Raw genomic sequence first — 23,113 nt, forward strand, 5'->3', positions numbered from 1 at the left:
CTAATTTTCCCCGAACTACTATGCTCTAAGAACTATCACTTTGGAGAATCCCAACCAGGATTCTGTTTCAAATTCGGATTTATCAAAAGCTCATTTAATGGTATAGGGCTTAAATAATCTCTTTCAGGTTTGAAATGGAAACCTCCACCATTCAAGCTCACTTTATACGGATCAATGTAACCTTCTTCATCGAGTTGTACATTCGGTTGTACCCCGATCTTATCATAATCAGATTGATCGAAACGGAAACCTCTCGGACGTTTTCCGTCAAACAGCTTATGAGCCCTCCACCTTTTCCAATCATTTGAACGTAAACCTTCTCCGGCTAATTCCACCCGGCGTTCCTGCCTGATTATTGCTAAGTTATCAGAGATAGGGTATCCATAATCAGGCCACCATTTTTCAACAACAGGTTTTACCTCCGTTAATGTCGGCATACCGACACGTTTACGAATCAGATCAATGTTATCGGATAAGTCAGGAAATGCTCCATGCAATTCAACATAAGCTTCCACATAATTCAATAATAATTCAGAAACACGAAAACCTATACCTGAAACCAGAGGGTCAGACTGATTGATAATCGGTCCTTCCGGATTATGCGATTTTTTAGGAGAAAAGCCAGTTGTTGTATTTCTGGCTGCTTCCGACAAATGTATTTGAGGCACAGTAAACAGAGAATCGATGAAACCAGCTGTTACCGAATTAATAAGATCTCCAGGAGTAAATACAATCTGCCTGTATCTTGGATCCAGTGTATTTGCCAAATTTAAAAGATAATCACATCCCTTACCCGGTATAACCGAAGAGTTTGTTATATCGACAGATTGTCCGGATTTAGATAAATAACTCTGTATGAGATCTAATGTATAGGAACAATTATAATACCCATAAGACCAAACCTGTACATTCAAATTATTAGGTATTCCTAATGCCCTGGAGTATTTTTTACTCAATGTCACTTCCTGAATATCCGCATAATCAAAACGATTGAACAAGTTATAATAATCCGTATCTGGATTACCTGTAGAATATAATTTGCCTTCAAATCCTCCGCATAGTTGCTTAAACTGCGTATATGCTTCTATAGCCTTTTTGAAATAGGTATCCGGATCTACATCGGAAGCAGAAGGCGTACCCGCATGATATTTGGCCCAAGTCGCTTCAAACAAAGCAACCCTGGATTTATAAATTAATGCTGTTTCCTTATTGAGTCTGTTTACTCCCACTACAGACCGGAGTTGTAAGTGATCAACAGCCTGATCTATCAAACCCATTATAGAATCCACAACCAAAGACCTCGGATCACGCGCTTTATTCAGTAATTCCTCATCTGTATCTGAAATCACAGACGAATACCAAGGAACATCCCCAAAATTCTGAACCAATTCATGATATTTGTACGCTTTCAAAAAGCAAGCCTCACCATACGTTTGTTCATACGAGCTAAAAGGTGATTCACAAAGCGTATAATTGTCGAAAAACATATTTATCTCCCGAATGGCACCCCAATTCCAATTACCACCACTGACCGGAGTCGTGTTGTTCTCTCCATTCATCCAAGCCGGGTGATTGAGACCCACGACCATGTCATCTGAATTTTGGTCTTGAACTAAATATCCCATTCCCCATGCACCAAAATCACCGGGAAGCCAACTGTATTTTCCCATAATATAAGCATCCAACTGTTCCGGAGTTTTCCAGAAAGTTGCTTGTGAAACCTGGTCCAATGGTTCCCTATCCAGAAAACTTTCACAGGAAGAGAATAGCATCGTCACGGTAGAAATGCATAATAAGCGTCCTACGATCTTATTTATTGATTTTATCTTTTTCATATCTTAAATCTTTTACTATTAGAATCCTATATTAACACCAAAAGAATATACAGCCTGTTGTGGATACATTCTTCCTCCCCCAACAAATTCAGGATCTATGTAAGAAGGCAATGCCGATAACACAAACAAGTTTTCACCGGAGAAATACACACGGCAATTAGCCATTCGTACTTTCTGAAGAATCTCACGAGGAAGAGTATAGGCTATCTGTAAATTCTTCAACCTTACATACGCTCCATTTACCAGATATTTCGTGCTCGTCTGGAAGTTCTTTCCTCCTTCGTAAGAATCATAAGGCCTTGGAAAATAGGCGTCCGTATTCATCCCCATATATTCCAATAACCTGGGAGCAGAAGTCTCATCCCTGTAAAAATCCATATGTTTTCCTTCATAAATGGATACGGAATAAGAATTACCGACACTAGATCCCCAGTAAAAATAAGTACTGCCCATAAACAGATCTCTTTTAGCAACGCCTTCAAAGAACAGCGACAAATCCAGACGTCCGGCTTTTCTGAAATTATAACCAGTTGCAAGGTTCAGTCCAAAACGATACCTCGGAGTTGAATTTCCTATTTTACGTAAATCTCCAGGTTCTTCTACCGTACTATTACCTGTTGTTATCTTTCCGTCTCCATCCAAATCTTCATACTTCACATCTCCCGGGAACCAATTCGCATTAATCTGGCTCTGATCTATTTTCAGTTTACCATCCGCATCAAAATCATCTTTAGTCAGGAGACGATCCGCCTTATATCCCCAGATCTCGCCAAATTCTTTACCAACATACCATTTCTCACTACCGTCAGAATTCTGCCCAAAAGAATTTGATTTCGTATTATATTTTGTAATCTTGCTCTTTGCATCCGACAGAGTTACTCCAATACTATAATCCCAGTCAGAATTAATCATATCACGCCATGTTGCCTGCAAATCCCAACCTTTTGTCACAAACTCTGCATTATTTATTTCAGGAGCACTTGTTCCCAACACTGCCGCCTTCGGAGTTGCCGGTCCAATTATATCCCATGATTTTCTATTGAAATAATCAACTTCGGCAGACAGCCTGTTATCTAAGAATTTAAGCTCTAACCCAACATTCAGTGTTGTAATCTTTTCCCATGTTCTCAACATATTCAGAATAGCCGGAGTTTTCACGTATGGATAACGTTTACCATCGATAATCCAATTCGCCTGATCACCCACTTCCATGGTAGGAATATGTATATATCCGGCTGAATTTCCCTGATTACCCAATGTTCCATATGATGCTTTCAATTTTGAAGCATTCACTACCGGTTTGATATTTTGCCAGAAAGTTTCTTCGCTCATATTCCAACCGACAGATACTGACGGGAAAAATCCCCAGCGATTACCACTGGAATATCGTCCGGAACCATCATAGCGTCCGTTCAACTCCAATAGATAGCGTTCTTTATAATTATAGTTCAGTCGTCCAAAGAATCCGGCTACTGCCCAATCATTTATTTTGTCATTAAAAGTTCTTTGTCCTTGAGCTATCGCTACAGCATCTAAATCCGGAACAAACAACTCCTGAGCGGTACCAGACAATTCGCGATAAGATTGTTCTTCTACCTGGGCACCTATCTGCAACCGGAAAGTATGGTCTTTTATTTTCTGTTCATAGGCAGTATATCCCTGTATCGTCCAATATTGGTTCATACCAGTTTGTTTAGCCAAAGAAGATTCCGTACCTCCAAATAGAAACATATCTCCCGATGGACGTGCTCCATAAACAGGTTTTCTATGTGTTTGATAATCCTGAAAATACATACGCCATGTTCCATCGACATGGATTGTCCAGTTTTTGGTCGGATTAATATCAAATGCCAAAATATTATCAACCCGATGCTGCAGATCACGTCTATTTCCGGCTCCCAGTCCTGTACCTATTCTATTCCCTTCATTATAATAACCATCCGGATTCTTAACAGGCGTTACAGGCCATGCCCCATAGGCAAAATCATAGACAGCCTGCCGTCCCCAGTTGTACTCAAAACAAGGTTCCTTCATGGCTGAATATGAATAACGTGAACGATAAGTTAGTTTAAACCAATCCGTCACATCTGTTTCTATCCCACCATTCACATTAAAACGAGAATAGTTATCAATATCTTCTACAAACTCAAAAACACCTGGCTGATACACATATCCGGCAGAAACAAAGAATGATGTTTTTTCACCACCTCCCTTTACAGACAAATCATGCTGATGACGGAATGATGAACGCATCCAGATATCGATATAATCATTATTTTCATACGAGTTATTACCCCACCCCCAGGTATTACCTTCACCCGGATTCAAATCATAAGATGTATATTTGCCCGGATTATTAATGTTATCCAAAATCAAATCCAGCTTTTCATCAGAAAAATGAGCCGGATAACGGGTATTCAGCATAGCCTGGTTTTTCATTAGGGCGAATGTATACGAATCAGCCATCTTAGGCATACGAGTCGGAGAAACGATACCATAATTACCGGAATAATTAACAGACACTTTTTCATTCCTACGTCCCATTTTTGTTGTCACCATTAACACTCCATACGGAGCACGCGCTCCATATACAGCGGCAGCAGCGGCATCTTTCAAGACAGAGACACTTTCTATATCCGTCGGATTCAAAGCATTAAAATCATTCATTTCCGATGGAATTCCATCAATTACGACTAACGGAGGAGTCGTCCCTGATAATGCAGCCTGACCACGTATCTGCAATGTTGGTGTTGCCCCCGGCGTATTTCCACCATTCGGAGTACTGAATGTAATACTGGAAACTTGCCCCTGTAATAAAGAGCTTGCACTGGTTACCGGACGATTTTCCATATCTTTCGAACTGACCACATCTACCGCACCAGTCAAATGCGCTTTCTTTTGTGTTCCATAACCAACTACAACAATCTCTTCTAAAGTTTGATTATCTTCTCGAAGAATAATATTTAACTGAGTATCTTTCCCTATCTTTATCTCTTGGGACAAATACCCGATATATGAAATTTGAAGAGTCGCACCTTCTTGCACATTAATGCTGAAAGCACCATCAATATCTGTTACGACTCCATTGGTAGTTCCTACTTCGATTATATTCGCTCCAATAACAGATTCTCCGGTTGCATCTTTTACATTTCCCGTAATTCTTCGACTTTGCTGGGCTACTCCTGCAACAGCATCTCCACCCCCTTGTCGTGGTGATAAAATAATATAAGCTCCATCCACCGTATACTTCACCTCTGTACCATTGAATAGCTGGTCCAGAACCTCCTCCAACGGACGTTTGTTCAGATTGAGAGAGACCTTGCGGTTTACGTTTACATATTTGTTATACACAAAGAAGTAATCCGTTTGTTTTTCAATATCGCTCAGAATATTTTCAAGTTCCGCATTACTCTTTTTTATAGTAACCCTGACATTCTGAGAATTTGTATTTTCTGCATGTAGACAGAAGATCAACACGAATAAAAATAAAGTGGTTATCTTCATGATTCTGAAAAAGTGTTTACATCGTTGGGTTTTGTCATAAAAAGCCCACGATAAGAATTTTTTATTCATATCTTTGTAATTGTAGTATGTTAATACAGTTATTTATTAATTGTGTTAATTAGATGCCGATGAGTGTGGGGCACTTGTCGGCATTTTTTAAGGTTAATGCTACTTTCTTTTTATTCCATAGGCTATTCCATTTTAATTAGACTTATTTTATATAGATAATAGAGTTGTCTTCGTTCCTTTCAAACGTATACCGTGCATCCCGCTGCAAAATACGAAGCGCATTGTCTACCCCGTCCGATATACGGAATTTGCCACTACACGTGTATTCTTTCAGATGCTTATTTTCCACGATGATCTGTATACCGTAACATTTTTCGAACCGTGTCATCAGTTCATTAAATGCAACATCCTTAAAACAAACCAATCCTTCGCGCCAACGGAAATGATCATAATCGCTAATGGATGAAACCGCCAGCCGTCCACCCTTTAAACGGACTTCCTGATCGGGCTTCAGAAGAACTGAACGGGATGACTTGCCGTTACCCGTCACTTTCACCGAGCCTTCCATCAAGGCTGTAGAAAAATCCCCCGAACCGGCATAAGCTTCCACGTTAAACTTCGTTCCCAACACTTCTATATCACACTTTTCTGTCCGGACAACAAACGGATTTTCCACATTATGTGTGACTTCAAAATAGGCCTCCCCGTTCAACCGTACTTCTCGTTTTCCACTGGAAAAAACGGCCGGATAGACGATCTCGGAACAAGCATTCAGCCAGACCAAAGTACCGTCCGGCAACTTCAGATTCACTCGCTGTCCGATGGGTACAGAGATTGTGTTCATCACCGACAACAACTCCTTCTTATCTGCCAAATGAAAATACAGCCCGCAAGCAACCGTTATGACTACCACAGCAGCCACCTTCAACATTTCACGCGCGAAAGAATGTATCCGGAATCCGGAACGTTTCCGTTTCCGTTTCTGTTCCCCTTCCTCCTTTCCTTTAACGTCTTCAGCACTTCCTGCCAGAATCATTGCATCAAAAAACTCACGTTCCCTAAGCAATTCCTTCTCATTGGCAGGAGTAGTATCCAACCAGTGATAAACAGCCTCCTCTTCTTCACGGGAAGCTATACCTTCAAAATATCTATATAATGTTTTTTTCTCCATTTTTTCGCCTTTCTATTTATTAAGCGTTTAGCAGGAAGATATCCCTAGTGGAAAAGTGATTTATTTTGCAGAATACTTCAAATAAACCTGATTAGTCTTTTATTTCATCAGTAAATACAAAAATACGGGCAGGTAATCTTTCAAGGCGACACGCAATACTTTCAAAGCCTTGGTGATATGAAACTCGACTGTTTTTGTAGAGATACCCAACGCTTCGGCAATTTCTTTATGACTTTGATTATTGTAACGGCTTCTGATAAAAACATCACGTGTCTGTTCGGGAAGTGAAGCCAGCGCCTTGTCGACAAGACTCTGGAGTTCGTCGGAAAATATCCTTTCCGGATTGCAAGCTTCCAGGGTAGCAATACGTAAATTCAGCCTGCGGGTTTCATATTCCTGCAGGTATTCTACAAAATCCTCCCGGGTACGCATCCTGCGCAAATGATCCAGACATTTGTGTTTAACTACCGTCAGGATATAAGCCAGAATATTCGAATGATCATCCAATGTCTTCCTGTTTTCCCAGTAATACATTAAACTCTCGACAGCAATATCTTCCGCCGTCATTTCATCATCCACATACGTCCTCGCAAAGTGGGTAAACCGTCCTTTGTAATTAGTAAACAGATGGTTAAACGTTTGTATCTCGGTGCTCTCCTTCATAATAATACACTAACAAATGATAAAGATAAACAAAATCTGTCCTGCTACACGCTCTTAGCATAAAAACATTGCATCACTCCTATTCCATATCCCTTTCCGGATCGGATTTACTTTAGTGTCGCCTAATACGATCTCCCCTTATTGTAGGCCACACTTTAAGTAAGTTACAAATATAAAGTCCTACCAACCTATAAAAAATAGCAAAATCTTGTCTTATTTGTGGATTATTATTGCTTATTTTATACTGTGAATAGCGAAATACATGAAAAATGGCAAAAGTAGAACTAGGATTTTCCGGTGAACGTTTCATCTATCTTCCTATCCCGATGATCAATCTGATGGAAGATAGTCCACTGACAGGTGACTTGTATCTTTATTCGATGGGATACTTCTCAAGGGCTTCCCATCATTATATCAACCGACCAACCGGGTGCGATGAGTTTCTTTTCATCTATTGTAAGGAAGGATGCGGCTGGATAGAGTTGTACGGGAAACGGCAAAATCTGGAGGCTAACCAGTTCATTATCCTGCCCCGGAATATCCCGCATGCTTACGGAGCCGATGAGACCAGTCCCTGGACGATCTACTGGATTCATTTCCGGGGAAGCAAAGCCCCTCTTTTCTCCAGCCGTTTCGATAAGCCGACGACGGTCTCTCCTTCCGCCCAGTCACGCATTGAAGAACGGCTCGACCTGTTTGAGGAGATTTTCTTTACGCTGAACGAAAGTACCTCTATGGATCATATGCATTACGCCAATCTGTGTTTTGCCCATTTCCTGGGTTCTTTCCTGTTCATCGATGTCTACCGGAATAACTTCCGCCCAAAAGAGTATTCTGAAAATGTGATGAACCGTGTCGTACATTTCATGAACGATAATATCGAAAACAACCTCAAGCTGGCCGATTTCGCTAATTTCTGCGGATATTCGGAATCATACTTCTACCGCAAATTCGTTAAGGAGACAGGCCACTCCCCTATGGATTATTTCACACGTATGAAAATAAACAAAGCCTGCAAGTTACTGATCCAGACAGATATGAAGGTGAATCAGATCGCTCACAAGCTCGGTTTTAAAGAGTCCCAATATTTCTCCCGCACATTCTCCAATGTAATGGGGCTTTCGCCGTTGGAGTTCAGGAGGCAGAATTTCAGGCTGTAAAACTATTGGCATGGACTGTTACAAAACCGCCTCTGCCGCAGATACATTATTCCAATATAAAACTGGCTGGCGCATAAGCACCCAATTCCAATTCAAACTTTCCGGATTTAACGGGAATAGGTTCTCCTTTCTTTTCCCCACGTAAATTTACCGGTACTGCCACTGAAGTATTCATTCCTTTTGGCAATGTTATCATCAGTTTCCCCGAAACTCCGGCCTGTTCCCAAACGCGTAACAACGTTCCAGTATTCCCGTCCGGATCCGCACCAAAAGCAGTGACAGTCACTCCCGGGCGAGATACTTCCAGTCCCGATTGAACAGCAGGCAGATTTCCTCTCTTTTCCTTTACAAGTATAGCTTGTAACGGATTACGTGCTTCCAATGCCGAAGTCATAAACAATCGGGATCTTTCTTCCGGAGTAGTGCCTTTTTCAACCGTCCAGATACGAACACGTGAACTCCACGTGCCGGGATACCAATAGCGAAAATTAGTATTCCACTGATTATTATATAAATTAAGATAAACAACCGGCTGTTCCGGTACGTAATCGTCTGAACATTTCCAGCATCCGGGAACACCCAAACTGATCAACGGATGATCTAGCGGACATACGGCAATACCGGCTCCATCCGTACCGGTAATGGTTAGACCATGTTCTGCTGTATATAAATGGTGATTTGCTCCCGGAAGAATATCGGTTGCCGGATTCATCACACCTAACTGCCGGTACACATTGAATTCCGGACGATCGATCCGGAAAGGCAAACAAAGCCAATCCGCCTCCGGCCAGTTATCTTTTTCTTTTCCCTGTATAACAACTTCCATATCCATGTAAGGCTGATCTTTATATAAAGATATACGAAGTATAGAAGCCGGAAGATGACGGGATTTATCTGACGGCATCAATAATTCTGCCATTTGGACATAACTATCCCCCGATATTTTCAGATTACCATCTTTCGGAGACGCAGCACGATAAGGGACCTCTTTTTCCGATATCATTCCGGGCTTGTGTATTCCCGGATGAGGCCAATCCCCCGCACGTCCCTGCTGATAAGCCAGGGTATAATCCAATGCCTGCTCAAATGTAAATCGTTCATTCAGATATTGTCCGAAACCAAGATCAGCCTTTTTGTCAACCCATTCCCGACCCGTCTTTTTATCAAACAAAGAAACTATACAACCTTTTGCAGGATCAAAAGTTATTTTATAATAATCATTCTCTATCGAATTTCCCGATTGCTCATGCCCTCCCTTATCCATTGATTTTACAGGAATAACCTGATAACCGCTGGAAGGGATGTTCTTCACATATATTTTCCTACCATCTATTTCTACCACTCCCGAACGTTTCCACGGTAACGGATTATACACGACAAAAGAATTCTTTTTACATGTAACATTCGTTGCTAAAGAATACAGGTTCGACTGGGTTATTCCCTGAACGATATCCGACGCATCACGAATATACCCGGTCTTATCCTCCCAGGATGCTTCGAGATCCTTATATTCATCTGCAGGTAACTTTTCGAAAGCCTCGCCATAAGCCTTCACTGATTTTGAGCCGCCCCACGTATGCTCCCCATACAACGCCATTTTCTCATAAGCCGTTGCAATATCTTTCGACATTGAAGCAACCGGAACACCCCAAACACCCAATTGAGTATTCAATACTTCAGCCGAACTGATAAGCGGATGCACTTCCCGCGACAAACGGACTCCTCCCGGATCACTCATTATACCGTGTATCCATGTATCCGGCATGGCGGATTTAACGACAGGCAATTGCGGATTATCTTTCATTAGGGCTTCATAAAAGTCATCCATCGTTCCCATATGCACATTCACATCCGGCATTTTCTCTTTTATCTCCTGAAACAGTTCTTTAATCCGTTCTGCCGTAGGAGGTCCCGAGTTATCACCTGTCACCAAGATAGCCGGCCAAACCGCATAAGGCCAATCTTTTGCCGGCATCAGGTTTACTCCCATCATCGGATCATTCGGTCCTTGCCATCCTTTAGGACACACTGCACAGTTTGTTCCGTAACTGGCCGAATACAAGGTCAAGACCCTTGAACCGTCTGGTCCCTCCCACCAGAACAATCCCGGCGTTTTCACAAATCCGCTGGGCCAGTTACAGCCGATATGTAAAAACTTTACACCCGCATGAGCCAATACTGTCGCCAAGGCTCCCGTGTGTGAAGGTTCATCCGTCATCTTGCCGGAATAGGATAACGGCAAATTATATTTACGACATAAAGCCGATGAAAAATTCAATCCACGTGCCATTTCTTCCAGACCACAAAAATCAGAGATCATGGTAAATGGTAATGCATGAGGCACAATCTGCCCGGACTTTAGTTTATTATCCAGTTTTTGCCTGCGTTCCGGGGTTTGCCCCTTCCAATCCTCCATCGTCTTTGACAAAACCCACCCGGGAAGTGTCCAGGCAAATTGCTGTTCTTTCGGCAAATCACCGGAAGCATCCATCACTTTAAAGGCCCTGTCAATCATCTCTGTCTGATAATAATTGACCACATCATTCACCCGATGCGTGTAACCAATATCAAAATGGGTCTTACAAATCACAATGACCTCTCTTACCTTTGTATTATATTCTTCCATTGGCTGACTTTTCACCCAAAAAGGAAGCATACAACACAACATTACGTATGTGCTTTTTACATTCATATCTATTTCAATTCAAAGATAACTTTAGCTTTTATATCATCCGAAGCCGAACCGACCAATGCCTGGAATTTCCCCGGTTCAGCCACCCAGCCATGTTTTACCGGATCATAATAGCTCAACGATTCCTTATCCACGACAAAAGAGACATTACAAGTTTCACCGGGTGTTAACCTGACTTTCCGAAACCCTTTCAATTCTTTTACCGGACGAGGCAAGGATGCCTTTTGATCGTTGATATACAATTGAACGGTTTCCGCTCCCTCACAAGAACCGGTATTGGTCACAGGAATTGTCACGACCAGCTGGTCAGACTCATTCATAACCTCCTTGCTTAGAGATATTTTCCCATACTTGAACGTTGTATAGCTCAACCCATGGCCAAACGCGAAAAGCGGTTGGATCTTTTCTTTTTCAGTCCACCGATAACCGACCCAAATACCCTCTTTATACTCGACCGTCTTTCCATCCCCGGGATAAGCCCCCATAGCATGAGCGGCATTATCTTCCAAACGAGCCGGGAAAGTAAAGGGTAATTTACCGGAAGGATTCGTCTTTCCAAAAAGAACCGAAGCGATAGCATTACCACTCTCCGTTCCACCGTACCAAGCCTGAAGAATAGCCGGTACCTCCTTGAGCCAAGGCATTGCATAGGCATTCCCGCTAATCATTACGGCCACCAACCTCGGATTAGCGTCGGCCAATGCCGATATCAAGTCATTTTGACCATAAGGAAGTTCATACGATTTCCGGTCAGCCCCTTCGCTATCCAATCCTTCCTCTTTCGCCAGACCACCTATAAACACGACCGCATCAGCCTCTTTGGCCGCCTGAACGGCTTCCCTCTTCAAACTGTCTGCCGACACCCCTTTCCGGGAAGAATAACCAGCTTGATACACAATTTCCGTTTGCCGGCCCACCCAATTACGAATACCTTCCAAGGGTACTACTTCATATTTAGCCTGCACTTCAGACGAACCACCGCCATTGGCAGTTGTCCGAACGGCATTCTCGCCAACAACCAGTATCTTCTTCAAGTTCGCCGGATTTAACGGAAGCATATTCTTTTTATTCTGCAACAAGACAATTCCCTCTTCGGCTATCCGACGGGCCGCCTCGATATGCTCTGCCGAAGCCAACGATCCCCAAGGACGGTCGGCCGACATATTGGTCCGGTACATCATGCGCAGGATACGTCTGACCTTCTCATTCAGCTCCTTCTCTCCCACTTTCCCCTCACGGATCAGTTTCAGATAAGGATCGGCCAAATAATACTTGTTAAACGCTTCGGCAGAACCCAAACGTGTCCCATACTCCAGATCCAACCCATTGAAAATGGCTTCCTCCGTATTATGCGTCCCACCAAAATCAGACAACAGCACGCCATCAAACCCCCATTCCTTACGAAGAATGTCCTCCAACAGATATTTGTTATGACAACAATGCTGCCCATTATACTGGTTGTAAGCCCCCATCACCGTCCAGACTTTTCCTTCCTGAACCGCCGCCTTAAATGCAGGCAGATAGATTTCATGCAACGCTCTTTCATCGACAAGCGTATTGATGCTATTGCGATTGGTTTCCTGATTATTCACCGCAAAATGCTTCACACAGGCAGCCACATGGTTCGACTGAACGCCCTGGATATAGGAAACGCCCATCTTGGAAGCCAGATAAGGATCTTCTCCCATATACTCGAAATTCCGGCCATTCATCGGCGTACGGAAAATATTCACGCCCGGCCCCAAGATGATATTCTTGTTCCGGTATAACGCTTCCTCGCTATATGCCTTGCCAAACAATACCCCCATTTCCGGATTCCAAGTCGCAGCCAAGCAAATCGTAGAAGGGAAAGCCGTACAGGAATCGTTGTTTGCATGGGCATTGTTCCAGTTGCTCCACTCCATTTCCGGACGCAATCCGACCGGTCCGTCCGTGGGGTTATTATCCGGTATTCCCAAACGGGGAACACCCCAAGAACGATATCCGCCATTAGCATGCAACAGTCTCACCTTCTCCTCTACCGTCATACGGGATAAAGCATCCTCGATACGTTCTTCCATCGGCCGGGTTGCATCCTGATAAACAGGTTTCGTTTGAGAAAAACCGGTTAAACTACTTATCACACACAAAAAAAGTATTTCTATCCTCTTTACAAGTTTCATAAGTTTATATATTTTCAATTAACTCCACACGTTCCTCAACGAAAAGGAACAGGTGGAGCTAGTACAAGACAATTATCAATCGATTTGTTCGATTGTGAAACGATAGGTCAACGAGCCCTCGTTCCACATGCAGAAATTTGTATTCCAAAGATTATTACTCAGATTAAAATGAATGCCTCCCTCTTTGGCTGGATATTTCAATGAGTAGTTTATCCCCTTTGCTTCGCCTACATTGACAAGAAAAGCGGCTTCACTCCATATACGGACAGTTCCGGATGAAGTCACCAGATCCACATAACGGTCGATTCCGTGCTGCTGGCGATTCCCCTTTTCCACCACATCAAATAAATCGACACACCCACCGACTTTTTCCGCCACGATGGAAAGGATATCATCCGTATTGAAAGACAACCAATAGGCTTCCGGCAAACGGACAGCGGGTTTCCCTTGGATAGTCAATGCAACTTCTGCCTTTTTCCCGTTCTTATACTCCAATACGTCCACATACATCTTCTCCGGATATACCCGCCGGTCGACACCCGAATGCTCCGGGAAAACAAGTTCGCTGACTGTCCGTATCCCTTTTTTATCTTTACGGATCTCCTGTTTGATAGTCTGCGCGGGAAGAGAAACGCTTACGGCTTTCGATTTATCCAGTCCCGGCTTGCCTATATCTGCCAAAGCCCATCCGTAATGAGCACGCAAGTAGTTGTCCAGATAGTTTTTATAATCATTGGCATCACACATCTGGTAAGACAATCCTTCGATCTTCAACGCACCGTTTTTCAAAACCGATGCCTGCCAAGGAGTAGAAGAGGTCGCTTTCGCTTTCTTCGTGAACGAAGGAGCTTCCACCCGGTCAATCTTTTTCATTTCAGCCAATGCCTCATCTTGCAAATTTTGAGGCAGATACTGGATCGCGTTATAAATATAGTCATCCAATTCTTTCCACGATGCCTCCGCCTTTTGGAAAGGCGCGGTAGAGCGTGCCGGAAGGAAAAGATCCATATCATACTTGTCCCAATTCTGAAGGTGGGTTTTCACATCGACCCCCTGCGTATGTTCGGCTATCAATCCCAGCTCCAATGCAAAATCGAGTGCTGCATCACTGTTTTTATCTATTTTCTTTTCACGCAACCACCGGGAATAGAGTTCCGACAACGCCCTGAATTTCGCCATCCGCACCGGGGCACTTCCATAGCCGTAAATCCAGGTATCCCCTATCTCGGAAGTAACAACCGGCAACTGATCCTGCATGGCGATCAGTTCCTCCGCTATTTCATTGAAAGAGCAGGCTATCAGACGAGCCTTCGGATAGCGTTTATGTAAATCGGCATAAATAGCCTTCACCTTTTCATAGGAGTGAGGACCGTGATTGTCTCCGGTAAAATTGATCGAGATTACCGATTTTCCATCCGGTAGTACATTCTCAGAGCCATAATCCTGCTGATAAACCAAAATCAGTTCACTGCCATCCGTATCCCTCCAACGGCAAAACTCCGGTACAGAAGGAATCGGGCAAGCCGGATTCACGCCTATATGCAGGAAACGGATACCGGCACGGCTCATCGGGGCCACAATACTGCGTGTATGTCCAGGCACATCCGTCATTTTAGCAGCAATCGTTTTCTTTCCGTATTTTTCATCCAGCTTATGCGACAATAGCAGGCAGGTTTCAAACAAATCCAGGTTCATCGATTCCGATTCGACCGTATAGGGAACCGAATTCCAAACGATATCTCCTCGCCGGATAGCAGCTTCCAGGCGTTTCACATCCTGGGGTGATGCCGTATGGAGATATTTCCAGATCAGCCACGCCCCTGTTGTCCAAACATATTTTTCACTAGCATTCTCTGCACGTAGCTTTTCCGACACGTCCAATGCTTTCGGTATAAATTCCGTTATATAACGTTGGGTTACCACGGAACTCAAATCGGTAAAACCGACATCCAAATGTGTTTTGAAAACAACATACACTCTCTCGACAGAGGTATTTACTTCCTGTCCTTTGAGTTGAAAAAATCCTCCCAACGCAATCAGGAGAAATAATACAATTCGTTTCATATATATATAAATTTGTTTTTTATTTCTATTTACAAATATAAAAGCAGGCTCCACCTTCACGTTTTTAGGAAAAACGGCACTTTTCAATCTATCCGTTCGATCTTAAAACGATACGTCAACGAACCTTCATTCCAATAACAGAAATTGGTGTTCCAAAGATTGTTGCTCAGGTTGAAATGGATTCCCTCTTGTTTATCCGGATATTCTAACGAATAGTTGATGCCTTTGGCCTCTCCCACATTTACTAAAAAAGCGGTTTCGCTCCATACGCGGATGGTACCCTTGGTAGTTACCAGATCCACATAATGATCGATCCCGTGCTGCTGGCGATTTCCTTCTGCTACCACATCTAACAGATCCACACGTTCGCCAAGCTTTTCGGCAACGATTGAAAGAATGCCATCCGTATTAAAAGACAGCCAATAAGCTTCCGGTAAACGGACAGCAGGCTTATCTTTAATTGTCAATGCGACCTCTGCCTTTTTTCCGTTCTTATATTCCAACACATCTACATACATCTTTTGGGGATATACTCGACGGTCCACGTCCTGACGTTCGGGGAATACGAGTTCACTAATTGTACGTACTCCTTGTTTCTCTTTACGCACCTCTTGTTTGACCACCTTCGCCGTGAGAGATACACTTACGGCTTTTGCTTTATCCAAACCGGGTTTAGCCATTACATCATTAATCCACAGTTGTCCATCCCGCATATACTTGTCTATAAAACGAGCGAAATCATAGTGGTCAAACAATTGATAGGACAAACCTTCTATCTTCAACATCCCGCCCTTCAACAATGCCGGATGCCAAGGGGTTACAGATACCGGCTGTGCTTTTTCCGAGAATGAAGGAACTTCCACCTGGTCAATCTTCTTTATTTCAGCCAATGCCTCTTCCTGCAAATTTTGAGGCAGATACTGGATCGAGCTGTAAATGTAATCATCCAATTCCTTCCACGATTTCTCCATCTTTTGGAAAGGTTCTGTCGCACGGGCTGATGCGAATTGATCCACATCAAATTTATCCCAATCGGGAAGATCCGGCCTTACATAAATCCCTTGCGTATGTTCGCCAATCAATCCCAACTCCAAAGCAAATTCGAGTGCCACATCACTGTTCTTATCGATTTTCTTTTCACGCAGCCATTTAGAATAGAGTTCCGACAACGCCCTGAATTTCGCCATCCGTACCGGAGCACTTCCATAGCCGTAAATCCAGGTATCCCCTATTTCGGAAGTAACAACCGGCAACTGGTCTTGCATGGCTATCAGCTCTTCTGTTATTTCATTGAAAGAGCAAGCAACCAGACGGGCATTGGGATATCGTTTTTGTAAATCGGCATAAATTTTCTTCACCTCTCCATAGGTGTGAGGACCGTGATTATCGCTGGTAAAATTGATAGAGATGACCGATTTTCCACCAGGAAGAATACTTTCAGAACCATAATCCTGTTGATAAACCAAAATCAGTTCGCTTCCATCCGTATCCCTCCAACGGCAAAATTCAGGTACAGCAGGAATCGGACTAGCCGGATTTACCCCCACATGCAAAAGACGGATACCGGCACGGTTCATCGGGGAGACAATGCTACGTGTATGCCCCGGTACGTCCGTCATTTTAGCCGCAATCGTTTTCTTTCCGTATTTCTCATCCAACCTATGCGACAATAACAAACAGGTTTCAAACAAATCCAGGTTCATCGACTCTGATTCGAATGTATAAGGAACCGAGTTCCAAACAATATCCCCACGCCGGATAGCTGCATCCAGGTGTTCCACTTCCTGAGGAGATGCTGTATGGAGATATTTCCAGATCAGCCATGCCCCCGTTGTCCAAACATACTTTTCATTTGCATTCTCAGCCCGTAGCTTTTCCGACACATCCAATGCTTTCGGTATAAATTCCGTTATATACTGTTGGGTAACCACGGAGCTCAAATCGGTAAAACCGACATCCAAATGGGTTTTAAACACCACGTACACTTTCTCAACAGAGGTGTTTGCATCCTGTCCTCTAAGTTGAAAAAAGCCTCCCAATGCAATCAAGAGAGATAATATAATTCGCTTCATATCTATAGATTTGTGTTTTATGGTATGAATATTTCCATTTCAAGCAACAAAGTATAAAAGCAGCCATCACTATGAAAAATAGCAAATAACTGCTTGTTTTATGGATTATGATCTTGAATAGCCCATTAATATTTATAAATCAAAAAGGTCTTATACATAGCACGAATATTCTCCAAAGGAATATCAGGACCTATTTCGCCACAGGCAATGATACCACCATCCGGAGTCCCTAAATGCTCAAACACTTCATGAATATGCATTTCGACTTCCTTAGGAGTTCCAAATGGTAACACATGTTGACGATCCAAGTCTGTCCGGAAACACACTTTACCTCTGAAGTTCTTCTTCACGTATTCCAAGCCAATCAGATTTACCTGACAATTAATTACTTTTACTCCCATATCAATCAAATCCGGTATGATTTCATTAATAAAACCATCCGAATGGAAATGGACATCCATGCCGGCACTGATTACTTTGTCAAACAATTGCTTATATACTGGTTTAAAAAAGCTCCGCCAAGTTTCCGGCGGTATCATCAAGTTCAATTGTGTTCCCCAATCATCGGCAAAATGGATCCCGTCATAGTCATATTCCAACCATTGATCTAAATAGTTCAAACTCCACTCCAACAATTTATCCCTGAGTTCAAACAGTTCATCCGGAGCCACCATCAGATCCATCATTGTTTCGTTAAAGCCCCTAAGTTGCTGCAACTGCTCAAAGAATGTGATCCATGCCCCACGTGAATAGTATTCTTTACTACCTGAAACATGCCCGCTATAAAGCCTTGTCTTTGGAGGTGTGACACTAAACACCGGCCACTGGTAACCATCCATCTTCTCGTAAGAATTTATCGGATATTCGATAGGTATGCCGCATATACCTTCCTGCTCACAATACCATAGCGTATGGAAACCGTCGTAATCTTTTCCTTTCTTATATTGTGCCGGATAGTTGCTACGTTCCAAATCTTTTAACTGGTTCCAACCAAAATCCTCATCTACTTCTTCTAATATTTCAGAAAGAGCATCACCGTATTTTATTTGTGCCGCAGGCAAAACCGCATGAGAAATAGGTACCCTATCAGGATTTCTGAAATGTATCGCTCTGGAAACTCGTTCTTTACTGTTCATGCATTCTACAGATTAAGTTTGTATTAATTCTATCGTATCTAATTCTTTCCCTTTGTGATAATTAAGATACTTCATCCAACAAAATTACAGGTTTTGCTTCTCACATAGAATAGCTTTTCATTACCTTTTCTGTGGATTATTCTTGCCTAACCATCACCAAACTCTGATACGATTACCTGATAATATTTCAAACGGACCTATAGAAGGCGAAACTGTTGATCTCTCTTTTCCCAAGAAATCCTTATCCAATAAAAACGGAGTGCCATCGGCATTTTCAAATGGATAGGTCGTCAACTTGGCTACTCCCAAACGTTCCGTATTGACCGATTTACCTTTCAACCGAGACAATTTAGTTTCCCCTTCGAGTGTAATATACACTTCATCCCCAACCTCTTCCACTTTGAAAGAGGGGTTGAACGCATCATCCACCACGCCCTGTTCTTTCTCTTTCATGGGATGAGCACCATTACAGAACAGATTGTCTTCGGCATAAATGGGACTTGTCACTTCATTCAAAAACTCCAAACCATATAACTTCTTATCAGCTCCTCCTACAAAAATATTGTTATAAAAACGCAGGTCGCCATGTTTTATCGGACTTACACCTTTAAGCTCGGTAGAATGGTTCAATTGATAAGGGGTAAAACGGGTATAGTCTGCTTGCAGACCCAACTTTCCCCCAAAAAGATTATTCAGATAAGCTCCTCCATCCGTTGATTGGTAAAGCGACTGGGGAGAAAGAAACAGGTTGTTATCCACAATATACGGACCATGAGATACCTCTATGAACAGATCATTCCATGAATTATTATACATCAAATTGCTCGACACCCGTGTTCCTTGCGTCATCCAATCCAACCACATTCCCAACATACAATCATGGATACGGTTGTTCCTTATCACGGCATCAATCGCCCCATGGAACTTGATCCCGGCAATCTCATACCCGTTATACTGATCCTTTACGTGAATATTGTAGATATGATTGCCGTAAACTTCGCTAAAGGCAGCCATCGTTCCACAAATGGCCGTTTGTTCGCAATTATAGATCGTATTGTTACGGACAATGTGAGAACCTATCGTTTCTTTGTTCCAGCCATGGCGTGTCGTGTTGAATACGACTTCTATATAAGAGATATGTCCATCCTTCACGCCGTCGGCATCATCAGCAGGAAGTACTCCGTCGCCGGTTGTACGCTCCTTGCCCAACGTAATGCCTGTACTCTTGGCATCGTGGATGATATTATTTTCTATAATCCAACCTTTACACCAGTGCGTAGCGATTACCCCCACCTGTTCATTCGTCGGCGAAGCCCACTTCGTTCCGGCCTGGCTCATTTCAAACCCTTTGATGGTGATATAGTCCAATTGCTGCTTATCCGGATAGAAACAAGTCGGACGGGCTACCACCTCGACACATTCCTTATTGGGGTCTGCGGTACCGAAACGAGCCCAGATGGTCGTGTTTTTGTCATCCGTTTCACTATACCAAAAGTCGGTCGTTCCCTCCGGATCCGCCTTGCATATATGCGGCTTCGGATTTTGTAATTTACTCAAAAAATCTACTTCATAGAACGCCTCTCCATTCAAGTAGACTTCCCCCAAATGAGTGACACGCCCATCATTGATAATCCAGTCACCATCAAACAGTTCTTTATAAGGATTGAAATCACCGAATAGCGTGTTAGGAATCACCACCTTCCAAATGCCTTTTCCCTCTTTCTTCCACCCTTTGATCACTTCAGAACCTTTAATCTCCACCTTTTCCCCTTCGGCTGCCTGATAAACAATCCGCCGATTGTCGCTGGTTCCGCCATACATCGGTTTTATCCATTCCCGATACACCCCTTCATGCACCGTCACCACATCACCGGGTAATGCCTTTCGAGCTGCCCGATTGATAGTTTTGAAAGGAGCCTCCACCGTCCCGGCATTATTATCACTCCCCTTGGGAGATACATGATACTCTCTTGCTTGCAACATATTACAACACAAGCTGGATACTAGAATAAGATACAGAATTTTTCTCATGATATTAATTTATCGTTTTAAAACAATAACAACAGTTATTGGCTATCATTGTGTCAATAACTGTTGTTACAATTGAATATACACACGTTATCTTAGAGCAAACAACAATTAATATTCCAACTTAACCGTTTCCGCAAAGTTATAACGTTTGCTCGAATTATTCGTTCGCGCACCAATCTTCACATAATAAGTCTTTCCTTTAGTCAGCCCTGTTATAGTCTGTTTATATGTCGCAGACAAGGCTTCTTCGTCCGATACACTGCTCAAATCGATTATCGGACTCAATGCCGTTGTAAAATAATTCGTACCTACATTCGGATTATCATGAACCACAAATACACGGGTATCCAATATTTTATCACCAACTTTCGGTCTTGATATATTCCATTCTACCTGAATCGCATCCCCCACAATCTCTATCCGATTCGGATGGATCGACAGACAAGGAGTCACTCTAAAATCTATATTTTCAGATTTCTTGATCTTTACCGACACCGGATCAACAGGAAAAAAAGCACCTTCAACTGGTTGCACATCATAAGTAGCACTAAATATTTTGGTGTTTTTAAATGTACCATCAGCCTTTCCCCAGAAATATTCCGGTGTTGCAGATTCACTCCAGCTCGTTTCAACCATCTTGATCCTGAAACCATTCGGCTGCTCTGTAATTAAAGGTTTACCTGTAACATCATCAATCAAACAACCGAAAATGGCGGCATCAGGACCATCCATATTATCTATATCACCACATGACATCATGCCCAATGCAAACATCATACACATTAATAAACTTATTCTTTTCATATTGTCATAATTATTAATTAATAACCTGGATTATTGGGTAATAAATTCGGATTCTTTGCTATTTCACCATCCGGTACTTTTGCATAATTTACTTTCACATCATACGTGTAAGTAGTACCTACCTCCTCCTTGGTAAAGATATACTTACCTTCGTCATAGATATAATACGGGCACAAAGCCGTATATTTTTTATTATTCATCAATTTATCAGCAATTCTCCATCTGCGTAAATCCCAGTAACTATGTTTCTCGAATACCAGTTCCATACGCCTTTCCTTACGGACATTTTCTTCTGCCAATTGATCCAAGGTATACAATTTTGCACCAGCTCTTTCCCTTACCTGATTAATTAAATCCAATGCCTCCTGCTTCTTTCCCAAATAGAAAGCAGCTTCTGCCTTATTCAACAAGATTTCAGCATAACGCATTTCGATATATTGTGTAGTAGAATGCCCATGAACGACCTGGCTATTTGGTAAATTAGGATCCTGATATTTTCGAACAAAGAAACCAGTCGTAGTCGTTTCATTATGTCCCATACCACTTTTACCCATGACCGGCATATCTTTATACATCACGGAAAAATCCGTTGTAGTTTTCAACTCACCATCCGGATAACTGGTCCAAATTCCTTTTCTTATCTCAATAACTTCTCCTTTATAAGTATCGTTCGGTAAAATCACGCTAGCTTTTAAGCGTGGTTCTACATCTTTAAAAATATCATACGGATTGTCATAACGAATGGGGGAACCTTTTTCATCCATTGTTTTTAACACGAATGGATTACCATTGATATCATCAAACAATTCAACAATTTCCAATGTGGGGTTCAAAATACTGGAATATCCTTCCGGCCCTCTTATTTGGAACGGTATTTGATGTACATCCCAACTATGAGCATACTCAGGATATTTATAATATTTGGCAAATATCACTTCCGGATTGTCTTCATCCAAAAACAAGTTCCAATAATTTTCAAACTTATCAGTATACTTATTATATAATGAATATTTTCCGTCTAATTTAGAAGCAGCATCGCATGCTGCCTGATAATAGCTTTGTGCTTTAGAAACCGGCATACCTAAAAGTTCTTCATAGCCACTGACCGGAGTATCAAACTGACAAAGAGATGCAGCATAAAGCATCGCTCTTGATTTTAATCCATAAGCTACATATTTATTTACACGTCCTTGCGTCAAACTTTCTTCAGGCAACAGTTCTATTGCTCTATCCAAATCTTCAGCAACAAAATCCCATCCTTCCTGCTGTGTATTTCGAGGAATCTGTAATTCCTCAATGCTTGTTTCCGGATAGTTTTTCACCTCTTTTACCAAAGGTACAGCTCCATATCGGTTTACCATTGCTAAATAGTAATAAGCACGACAAAAATAGGCTTCTCCCAGCCAGGCATTGATCTTATCTTCCGGGAAATCTGCCTTATAAAGAGGCATATTCTCTATAAAGTAATTTATTTTTCTCACCCGGTCGTAAGCCCAAAACTGAAACATACCACCTGAAGGGGAATCCCACACAAAGAAAAGCATATTGTTCAATAATTCTCCCGACATATGCCCTGCCTGAGGCCAACTATTCCAATAGTTATTAAACCCATTAACAGTAGCCTGATGATCTTGTATCGGCATATCGTTATACAGAGAAGCCATATATGCAGTAATACCAGACTCGGATGCAAAGATATCTTTGTCCTGAATGATATTCAAAGGAGGAACATCCAGCGTATTACAACTGGTTCCTAACATCGCTATAAATAGAGAGACTATTAATTTCTTCATGATTATTCATTATTAAA

13 protein-coding genes are annotated in these 23,113 nt (G+C 42.3%); 1 reads left to right on the forward strand and 12 read right to left on the reverse strand.

The annotated features are described in order from the left end of the window. Positions 1 to 35: 35 nt before the first annotated feature. The 4 genes from NBH14_RS18175 to NBH14_RS18190 form a co-directional block, all read right to left on the reverse strand. Positions 36 to 1,835 carry a RagB/SusD family nutrient uptake outer membrane protein gene (locus NBH14_RS18175; RefSeq protein WP_250817701.1) on the reverse strand — a complete coding sequence of 600 codons (1,800 nt, stop codon included), beginning with the start codon at positions 1,833 to 1,835 and terminating at the stop codon, positions 36 to 38. Positions 1,836 to 1,853: 18 nt separating this feature from the next. Then, positions 1,854 to 5,339, reverse strand: a complete 3,486-nt coding sequence (locus NBH14_RS18180) for a TonB-dependent receptor (RefSeq protein ID WP_186960442.1) — start codon at positions 5,337 to 5,339, stop codon at positions 1,854 to 1,856. Between the two features lie 211 nt (positions 5,340 to 5,550). Continuing rightward, a complete protein-coding gene (locus NBH14_RS18185) occupies positions 5,551 to 6,519 on the reverse strand; it encodes a FecR family protein (protein WP_186960441.1) in 969 nt (322 codons plus the stop codon). Between the two features lie 99 nt (positions 6,520 to 6,618). Next, the gene (locus NBH14_RS18190; RefSeq protein WP_128133604.1) at positions 6,619 to 7,182 is read right to left on the reverse strand and encodes an RNA polymerase sigma-70 factor; all 564 of its coding nucleotides are present in this window, start codon (positions 7,180 to 7,182) and stop codon (positions 6,619 to 6,621) included. A 269-nt stretch (positions 7,183 to 7,451) separates the two neighbouring features. Here NBH14_RS18190 and NBH14_RS18195 point away from each other — a divergent pair, with 269 nt between their 5' ends. Continuing rightward, positions 7,452 to 8,342, forward strand: a complete 891-nt coding sequence (locus tag NBH14_RS18195; protein ID WP_128133603.1) for an AraC family transcriptional regulator — start codon at positions 7,452 to 7,454, stop codon at positions 8,340 to 8,342. 46 nt (positions 8,343 to 8,388) lie between these two features. Here the strand turns inward: NBH14_RS18195 and NBH14_RS18200 are convergent, their stop codons facing one another. The 8 genes from NBH14_RS18200 to NBH14_RS18235 form a co-directional block, all read right to left on the reverse strand. Continuing rightward, entirely contained in the window at positions 8,389 to 11,034 is a 2,646-nt protein-coding gene (locus tag NBH14_RS18200) for a glycoside hydrolase family 38 N-terminal domain-containing protein (protein ID WP_186960440.1), read from the reverse strand. A gap of 2 nt (positions 11,035 to 11,036) precedes the next feature. Further along, positions 11,037 to 13,196, reverse strand: a complete 2,160-nt coding sequence (locus NBH14_RS18205) for a glycoside hydrolase family 3 C-terminal domain-containing protein (RefSeq protein WP_186960439.1) — start codon at positions 13,194 to 13,196, stop codon at positions 11,037 to 11,039. A gap of 75 nt (positions 13,197 to 13,271) precedes the next feature. Continuing rightward, the gene (locus tag NBH14_RS18210) at positions 13,272 to 15,260 is read right to left on the reverse strand and encodes a DUF5054 domain-containing protein (RefSeq protein ID WP_186960438.1); all 1,989 of its coding nucleotides are present in this window, start codon (positions 15,258 to 15,260) and stop codon (positions 13,272 to 13,274) included. An 83-nt stretch (positions 15,261 to 15,343) separates the two neighbouring features. Further along, a complete protein-coding gene (locus NBH14_RS18215; RefSeq protein WP_186960437.1) occupies positions 15,344 to 17,332 on the reverse strand; it encodes a DUF5054 domain-containing protein in 1,989 nt (662 codons plus the stop codon). A gap of 125 nt (positions 17,333 to 17,457) precedes the next feature. Beyond that, the gene (locus tag NBH14_RS18220; RefSeq protein ID WP_186960436.1) at positions 17,458 to 18,468 is read right to left on the reverse strand and encodes a uroporphyrinogen decarboxylase family protein; all 1,011 of its coding nucleotides are present in this window, start codon (positions 18,466 to 18,468) and stop codon (positions 17,458 to 17,460) included. 153 nt (positions 18,469 to 18,621) lie between these two features. After that, a complete protein-coding gene (locus NBH14_RS18225; RefSeq protein ID WP_186960435.1) occupies positions 18,622 to 20,499 on the reverse strand; it encodes a right-handed parallel beta-helix repeat-containing protein in 1,878 nt (625 codons plus the stop codon). A gap of 108 nt (positions 20,500 to 20,607) precedes the next feature. After that, positions 20,608 to 21,303 (reverse strand): DUF3823 domain-containing protein, encoded by a 696-nt coding sequence (locus tag NBH14_RS18230; protein WP_186960434.1) that lies wholly within the window; start codon positions 21,301 to 21,303, stop codon positions 20,608 to 20,610. A gap of 17 nt (positions 21,304 to 21,320) precedes the next feature. Then, positions 21,321 to 23,096: a RagB/SusD family nutrient uptake outer membrane protein gene (locus NBH14_RS18235; RefSeq protein ID WP_250817702.1), complete on the reverse strand. Its 1,776-nt coding sequence runs from the start codon at positions 23,094 to 23,096 to the stop codon at positions 21,321 to 21,323. Between the last annotated feature and the right edge of the window lie 17 nt (positions 23,097 to 23,113).

The sequence above is a fragment of the Parabacteroides caecihominis genome (assembly GCF_023656785.1).
Taxonomy (GTDB): domain Bacteria; phylum Bacteroidota; class Bacteroidia; order Bacteroidales; family Tannerellaceae; genus Parabacteroides; species Parabacteroides segnis.